7 protein-coding genes are annotated in these 7,764 nt (G+C 42.1%); 2 read left to right on the top strand and 5 right to left on the bottom strand.

Translation table 11 applies throughout. The annotated features are described in order from the left end of the window. Nucleotides 1-208 precede the first annotated feature (208 nt). The 4 genes from KTE19_RS12170 to KTE19_RS12155 form a co-directional block, all read right to left on the bottom strand. Nucleotides 209-1,726 (bottom strand): YfcC family protein, encoded by a 1,518-nt coding sequence (locus KTE19_RS12170; RefSeq protein ID WP_217164296.1) that lies wholly within the window; start codon nucleotides 1,724-1,726, stop codon nucleotides 209-211. A 16-nt stretch (nucleotides 1,727-1,742) separates the two neighbouring features. Continuing rightward, a complete protein-coding gene (locus KTE19_RS12165; RefSeq protein WP_217164294.1) occupies nucleotides 1,743-2,891 on the bottom strand; it encodes an ArgE/DapE family deacylase in 1,149 nt (382 codons plus the stop codon). 166 nt (nucleotides 2,892-3,057) lie between these two features. After that, complete coding sequence (locus KTE19_RS12160) at nucleotides 3,058-3,963, bottom strand: metal ABC transporter solute-binding protein (RefSeq protein WP_217342388.1); 906 nt, start codon at nucleotides 3,961-3,963, stop codon at nucleotides 3,058-3,060. A gap of 112 nt (nucleotides 3,964-4,075) precedes the next feature. Next, a complete protein-coding gene (locus KTE19_RS12155; protein WP_347339417.1) occupies nucleotides 4,076-4,723 on the bottom strand; it encodes a peptidoglycan recognition protein family protein in 648 nt (215 codons plus the stop codon). Between the two features lie 191 nt (nucleotides 4,724-4,914). Between KTE19_RS12155 and KTE19_RS12150 the strand changes: the two genes are divergently transcribed. Next, nucleotides 4,915-5,532 (top strand): isochorismatase family protein, encoded by a 618-nt coding sequence (locus KTE19_RS12150; RefSeq protein ID WP_217342387.1) that lies wholly within the window; start codon nucleotides 4,915-4,917, stop codon nucleotides 5,530-5,532. A 485-nt stretch (nucleotides 5,533-6,017) separates the two neighbouring features. Continuing rightward, entirely contained in the window at nucleotides 6,018-6,188 is a 171-nt protein-coding gene (locus tag KTE19_RS12145) for a hypothetical protein (protein ID WP_217164288.1), read from the top strand. A gap of 91 nt (nucleotides 6,189-6,279) precedes the next feature. On the opposite strand, the gene brnQ is transcribed toward KTE19_RS12145, so the two are convergent. Next, nucleotides 6,280-7,683: a branched-chain amino acid transport system II carrier protein gene (brnQ, locus tag KTE19_RS12140; protein ID WP_217342386.1), complete on the bottom strand. Its 1,404-nt coding sequence runs from the start codon at nucleotides 7,681-7,683 to the stop codon at nucleotides 6,280-6,282. Nucleotides 7,684-7,764: the final 81 nt, after the last annotated feature.

Genomic DNA, 7,764 nt, shown 5'->3' with positions numbered 1-7,764 from the left:
TAGCGGCCATTTTAACTTCATAAGGAAACATAATAAAACCCCTTGAATTAGATTTCTCCAATTCAAGGGGTTCAGTTCATTGTAAAATGCATGACTTTTTTGGCTTAAACGGCGGTGATCAACCGTTTGTCGCAAGTTTTATCAATATAAAAAGGAGAAATTTGTAAACACTTTGCCGACTAATGTCTCAGCCTCTAATCAAAATAAATTACATAACCGATACAATGGCTAAGAAAACACACGTAACCGCAAACAACGAAACAATTAATTTAGCCGTCCACTTCCACCATACCGTCAAGCTAACGTGCGATAATGCCAAAGCCCCCATTAAAATAGCCGATGTTGGGGTAATGGCAGTGATCAGTCCCGATGATGCCTGGAATGCAGAAACGACAACACTGCCTTCAACGTGTGAAAAGGCCGCCAACGATCCCATGATGCCCATTGTCGCTGCAGCTAATCCAGAGCTGGAAGGAATTAACAATGATAAAACACAGAAAAAGACAAACGCTAAGATGGCAAATACCGGCTTAGGTAGCCCACTCAAGCCAGTTTCACCCCAATGAAGAATTGTGCCAGTGATCATACCGCTATTCATAATTGCTTGAATTCCCCGTGCCACGGCAACAATGATGGCAACGTTCAACAAATCAGCCATCCCATCCATAAACGCTTTGATAAACTGAGATTCCTTCATATGACTAATGAACATAATAACAATTGACATGAACAAAAACAGCAACGTGATTTCATTGAAGTACCAGCTGCCTAGAGATGGAATATCTTTTCCAAGAACGGTTCCAAAGAATGCGTTTCCAGTTAACCAGGTATTAAACGTGTCAAAGAAATTCCAACTTTTATTAATACTTGTCCAGGGAACTAGACCAATAATCATAATCACAAAAGTTAAGCAAAAAGCCCATAGAACTCGTTTTTGAGCCTTAGTTAATGGCTTTGGCGCACTGGTTCGATCGGTCACCGAAAAACGTTTCATATCTTCTTGGCGCTGATTATAAACTAAAGACTTGGTTGGATCTTTTTTGACCTTTTCAGCATAGTGAATGACAAACCAAATTGCCATCCCAGTTACAATTACCAGTAAAATGATCCGAGAAAACAACCCCACACCTGGAGAAATCTTAATAATTCCAGATGCCACGCCTGTTGCGAACGGATTGACCGTCGAAGCCAGATCACCGACACGAGTGCTCAATAGAATAATCCCCACGGCAACTAACGAATCATAACCGACCCCCATCATGATCGGAATTAGCAATGGGAAGAAGGCCATCGTTTCTTCACCCATCCCATAAGTTGAACCGCCGACCGAAAAGAGAATCATCAAAATAATAATCAATCGTTTTTCGTGACCAGTATATCGGTGAACAATTGCCCGGATGCCATCATCCAGGGCACCGGTTTGATTGACAACTCCTAAAAAACCACCAATGATTAGAATAAACATTGATATTTCAATGGCGCCGGTGGTCTGCTTGTTGCCAATCATCCCAATAATCGGGGCCATCAACACATCCCATAAGCCTTGGGTATGGCTGGCAACTGTGTGATAAGTACCGCTAATAAGATTCCCGTCAGCAGTCGTCGCGTACGTTCCGGCTGGAATGAACCAGGTTAAAATGGCAATAAATACAATAATTCCAAAGAGAATTGTGAACGCCGATGGCATCTTAAATCGATGCTTTGTTGGCTGGTTAGAATGATCCATTCAATTTCACCCCACTTTATTCAAAAAATGCGCTTGCGAACTGCTTATAGAATTCGACCGATTTGTGGTAAACCGCCACATCAACGTACTCATTACTTTGATGAGCGGTTCCGTTGCCCGGGCCTAATAAGGCAATACTAAAATCACCTTTAGCGTGTAAGAACTCGGAACCATCGCTGGCGCCAGATTGGCCATTCGCAACTAAAGGCTTGTCATACATTTGATCATGAACTTTTTTAATTAATTTGATAAACGGTGAATTGGCATCACCTGGCATGGCTTCTTCAGGAAAACTATACCGAATGCTTAATTCATAACCTTCTTTTTGATTCAGTTTACCCACCAAATTATTTAAGGCATCAAAAACAACTTTGTTGGGATATTCTGGAATTGTCCGAATGTTACCCTTAATGACTGCCTTCGCAGGGACACTATTAATCTGCTCACCACCATTAAAGAGGCTTTGAACGTGGGTTAATTTTCCTAACATAGGATCGACTTTATTAAATTGGGCCATTAACGGCTTGACTTCATTGGCAAAATCAATCAAATGGTCGATCGCGTTAACCCCTTTTTCCGGCTGAGAACTGTGAGCCCCCTTACCAATTGAGGTAATAATGTAATCAATAACGCCCTTGGAAGTAAAGCCAACCTCGCTCATCTCATTACCAGGTTCGGCGATTAACATGCCGCCAATCCCATCAACGTAGCCTTCCTTGGTCAGTTGGGCCGCCCCGTATTCCCCAGTTTCTTCGCCAACGGTTGCAAATAGTTTGATTTTACCGGGAACGGAATCACTTTCCAACATATCAATCATCGCGACAATCAACGCTGCCAAGCCGCTCTTCATGTCCGTTGCGCCACGGCCATATAATTTACCATCTTTAATGGTTGCTTTAAACGGATCACTATTCCAAGCCTGGCGGTCTCCGGCATCAACAACGTCTTCGTGACCGGAAAACCCCAGCACCTTCTCACCCTTCCCAATGGTGACGATCAAGCTATCTCGGTGCGGGGCATAGGTTACCCGCTCTATTTTGACACCTTGGCTTTTATAAGGCTCAAAAAGCGATGAGATATAATCAGCAACCTGATCCTCATGATTATTAACGGATTGAATCGCAATTAAATTTGACAAAATATCAATTTGTTTCTGTTTTTCCACTCCATTCAGCTCCTCAAAAATGTATTTTAGATCATGTGAAAATGATAACATGGATTACAGTAAAAAACTCTTGATAGTTGAAAGACCATCAAGAGTTAACATACCATGTTGCATATTTAATTACAAATTTTGTTCAAATTGGCGAAACTGACACCGAATGTGAATTTTATTTCAAAATATTCAGTAATTGTGAATACTGGCTATCCATCCACTGAACATAGTCCTTGTTTGCCGGCAGAGTTTCAGTTACAGGCAAAACAGGCACATTATTCTTCTTGGCCAAGGCAACTAAGTTATTCACTGTCTTATCGTCAACTTGCTTATTAAATACAAAGAATGCAATCTTGTGATTTTTGATACCGTTTTGCATATCTTTAATTGTTTGTGGTGAAGGATCAACATCTTTTTCGGTATCATTTTCAAATTGAGCATCGCCGACCTTAAAGCCTATCGCTTGCAAGGCGTAGTCAAAGACTGGTTCGCTGACATAAACTTCCTTGTTCTTCTTAGTTGAAGCAACTTGCTTTAATTGGGCAATCTTATCATTAATTGGCTTTAATGACGCAATATACTTCTTAGCATTCTTCTTGAAATAGGCCTTGTTCTTTGGTTGAAGCTTACCAAGCTTGGTGGCAATTGTATTGGCTAACTTCGGCATCGTTACCGGGTTATACCAAAGATGAGGATTATCGCCATTTTGCTTAGCCATCAAGTCTTCGCCAACCTTAATGTAGTCGACCTTCTTACTATCCTTAACGAGTTTGCTCATCCAGCCATCATAGCCAATCCCATTGGCAATCACAATCTTTGAGCCAACTGTTTGTTTAGCCACTTTGGTTGTTGGCTGATAATCGTGGGGGTCAATATTAGGGTTTGTAATGACTGAAGTGACATCCCCATGCTTGCCAGCAACCTGCTTAGCAACTTCCCCATAAAAATCAGTAGTAGCGGTGATCTTGATTTTGCCGTTACTTGATGAGCCTTGATTGGAACAGCCTGCAGCAACAACACCAAGGCCAACAACCAGAAGTGCAACAAATAATAACTTAAACTTGGACAACTTATGTAACATCGAATTACCTCTTCCTCTTTTTAAATGGTACTGATTACTCTTTAGATCATAAAATAAAAAAAGCCATTTGTAAATAGAAATTTTCATTTTTACAAATAACTTTTATGGAGCTTTACAAATTATGATAGTTGGTCAGAACTAAATGATAAAATTGTTTCATTGTATACGACTGATGAAAATACTTTTTCCCACATTTCTTATAATAGCCGGTTGGATCGGTATGGTCTGAGCCACCCAGGTATTTCGCAACCGCTCCGTGCGACCAAACCGTTCCCTTACCATCATAGCAGGCATCATTTGGCTTCAATTGATACGTTTTGAGTAAGTATGCTGTGTAGTAAGCCGCGTTTTCTACTTCCTCGGCAAAATTCTTTTTCGAATGCATTTCAATCTGTTCGAATTGCATGAACCTAGCATTGCCGGGATAACCAACGCCCCAGCAGAGGTACTTGGTGCTGGCAATATTAATAATATGATCGTCATCCACAAAAGAATGGACAAAGGCATTTCGATAGTTCTTTTTCATATAGGCAATTTCATCAAAGATATCTGAGCGGGAATTACCCGTTTCATGAACGACCACGCCCTCCGGCTTACTTTTGCCGTGGCGATATTTATAATGTGGGAAGCCACCCCAAATTTTCTTAGTAATCGATACATGGGAAATCTGATGACTCGCAATATAGTTATTAACGGCCGATGCCTTTACCAAGGGGTTATAAAGGCTAAAACCAATCAGTAACCCTACAAGAATCACCATAAATTGTAATAATTTATTTTTCATTTCTTAAATCGCCGCTTTGTCTTTATATCATTACTTTCTATCATAATTCAATCAGCTAAACTTGCAAGCGCCTGTTATTTTTTACAAAATTCCGTGGTTTCTAAAACCATTTCGGTGTATCATGAAAGCGAATTCAGGATTTATACCTTAAGGAGGTTTTCTTTGTTATGACAAGTATGGACAGACGCGGTAAAGATGATGAATTGCTTTCACCTTCAAACTCTCTTTTAACAATTATTGATTATCAACCCCTACAAGTTAACTCAATTGGCTCAATGAAGCATGCCGATTTGATTGTTAACGCCACGATGGTAGCTAAGGTTGCCAAGTTGTACAAATTACCAATTGTTTTGACAACTGTCAGAGCCAACGGCAAAGCAGAAAATGACACAATTCCTTCAATCAAAAAAGTGGTCGGCGATTTCCACCCTTCCTATGACCAAACGTCGATCAATGCCTGGGAAGATAAGGAGTATAACAAGGCAGTCAAAGCCCCGAACCGTAAGAAAATTATTATCATCGCTTTATGGACTGAGGCTTGCTTAACCTTCCCAACCCTTGATGCAATTAAGGAAGGCTATGAAGTTTATCCAGTTGTCGATGCAGTTGGCGGCACTTCAACGATCGCCCACGAAACCGCATTAAGAAGATTGGAACAAGCCGGTGCTCATTTAATTACAATTCCACAAATGCTTTGTGAACTGCAGCGGGATTGGAATCGGACCGAAACGGTTACTGGTTTTAATAAGTTGATGACGGAAAATGGCGGATTTATTCCGATGTGATTCAGTGAGCGGAGTAAAGCGGTTAAGAATCGGAATGTAAGTCTCCTATCGGGGAAATTCCTGGTTTTGGAATTTTTTCGGTAGGTGCTTACATGCAGATTCTTGCTTTACGCAGCTGTCCTAAATAAGTGAGCGGGGCTAAGCGGTTAATAACCGGAGCATAAGTCTCCCCAAGCAGAAATCCTGGTTTTGGATTTTTGCTTGGGGTGCTTATGTGCAGGTTATTGCTTAGCGGAGCTGTCCTAAACCAGTGAGCGACGAGCAACGGGTGATGCGGTACCTAAAGGGCTTTGGACTTAAACCCCGGTTTTGGGTTTGAGTTCAAAGCCCTTTAGATTTTAGCATCGGTTGCGTCGGAGCGGTCCTAATCCAGAGTATGGACTGTGCTGCGTGGTGGAACACATTTTAACTCAGTCCAGATATATCGCATTATTAACTGACGTTGCCTCTCACCAGATAAATCTACGTCGCAAGGAGGTCCAAAAATGTCTGACCCTCAAAAACACTCAGAAAAGGAACAAAAGCAGCTATCAACGACTGACCATATTTCAAGCGACCCTTTCTACAACCCTGAAAATCTGGCTGAGTTACGGCGCAGAGCCAACGACGTCCGTAATGGAAAAGTCAAGCCGTACAAATTGCTTAAGGATGAGTAATCATCGTCACGATACAAAGAGCTTGCATCTCAGCATAATTGCCAAGATGCAAGCTCTTTTACTTTTAAAATAAAGAATAGGTTTTCTAATTTTAGTTATCTTCTGACTGAGAACTCGTTGCCCGGGTTCTGCCCAAGACTGGCCGTAAGAAATGATAGCCTAATCCAAGAACTGTACCGATAGCGGCTGGGACAACCCAATCCATCCCGAGACTTGCAAATGGTAAGACATGGGCTTGGAAGGTACCTAAAGCCTGCCCAAAGGCGCTCTGGCTGACAACTGGTGGGAATGCTGCAACCATGTCGAGTACGGCTGGTACAGTTGTGAAACCAACGACCAACGCATAAACAACTGGATCGCGGTCAAATAACGGTGAAAATACTGACAGCAAGATTAAGACCATTGCGAATGGATACAGGAACATCAGCATTGGTGTCGACCACTGGATGATTGTATCAAGGCCAAAGTTGGCAGTCCCAAACGATGCCAAGCACATGAAACTTAACCAAGTTCGGTAACTAACCTTTGGAAAATGCTTGTGGAAGTCTTGAGCAAATGCTGCAACCAACCCAACGGCCGTCGTCAAACAAGTAACCGTCAATAAAGTGGCCAGTAATGCGTGACCAAAGCCGCCAAGATAATAAGTGACCAACTGATTGAAGGCAACCCCGCCATCAGCGGAAACTTTATAAGTAGACAAGGTTGTCGTTCCCAACCAGATCAAAACAACATAGATAAAACCGATAGCGGCCGTCGCGAATACGCCAGTTTTTGCAGTTACTTTGGCGTTACTGCTGGGTTTCGTTTTACCAAGTTGACGAACAGCAGTCACAACAGTTACCCCGAAGGCTAATCCAGCCAAGGCGTCCATCGTGTTATAGCCTTGCAAGAAACCGTTGAAGAATGAAGCGTGTTTGTAAGCAACCGTAGCAGCTTGATCAGCGGCACTACCCATTGGATGCGTGAAACCAAGTAGGAAAACACTAAATAATAGCAGCAAGAATAATGGATTTAACACTTTTCCAATTGTCGTCATGATATTAGATTCTCTGAATGAAATGAGAAATGCCAACCCAAAGAATACGACTGAGAATACGAGTAAACCAACGTGGGCCATTGACGCTGGCAATAGTGGCTGCACACCAACGCTGAATGGAACGGTAGCCGTCCGAGGTGTCCCGAATAATGGCCCGATGGTTGCATGAATCATGATCATGAACACCAAGGCAAATACTGGGCCAAGTGGCTTACCAATATCATAAACTCCTTCAGAACGGGTAACGGCAACCGCCAGCACCGAGAGTAATGGTAGTAACACCGCAGTCACGAGGAAGCCGAGTGTTGCCAACACCCAATGAGAACCTGCCAGTTGACCCAAATGAATTGGGAAAATTAAGTTACCGGCACCAAAAAACAAACCAAACAGCATCGAACTGACGACAAAGTAATCACGTTTCCTTAACGGATTTGGATTTAAATCTTGTAAATCTTTCATAATTGAAGTGCCCTACAATTGTTAGACAAGTAAGTCTAATGATTGTGGGGCTTTTCTTGTGACAAAATATAGTAGTCAATT

Source organism: Lentilactobacillus dabitei (assembly GCF_019061365.1).
In the GTDB taxonomy this organism is placed as follows: Bacteria; Bacillota; Bacilli; order Lactobacillales; family Lactobacillaceae; genus Lentilactobacillus; species Lentilactobacillus dabitei.
This window is presented reverse-complemented; position numbering and strand designations above follow the sequence as displayed.

What these genes read in the sequence shown, in the direction of transcription:
- KTE19_RS12170 (WP_217164296.1), bottom strand. Translation starts at nt 1,726, where the DNA reads ATGGATCATTCTAACCAGCCAACAAAGCATCGATTTAAGATGCCATCG.
- KTE19_RS12160 (WP_217342388.1), bottom strand. Translation starts at nt 3,963, where the DNA reads ATGTTACATAAGTTGTCCAAGTTTAAGTTATTATTTGTTGCACTTCTG.
- KTE19_RS12155 (WP_347339417.1), bottom strand. Translation starts at nt 4,723, where the DNA reads ATGGTGATTCTTGTAGGGTTACTGATTGGTTTTAGCCTTTATAACCCC.
- KTE19_RS12150 (WP_217342387.1), top strand. Translation starts at nt 4,915, where the DNA reads ATGACAAGTATGGACAGACGCGGTAAAGATGATGAATTGCTTTCACCT.
- KTE19_RS12145 (WP_217164288.1), top strand. Translation starts at nt 6,018, where the DNA reads ATGTCTGACCCTCAAAAACACTCAGAAAAGGAACAAAAGCAGCTATCA.
- brnQ (WP_217342386.1), bottom strand. Translation starts at nt 7,683, where the DNA reads ATGAAAGATTTACAAGATTTAAATCCAAATCCGTTAAGGAAACGTGAT.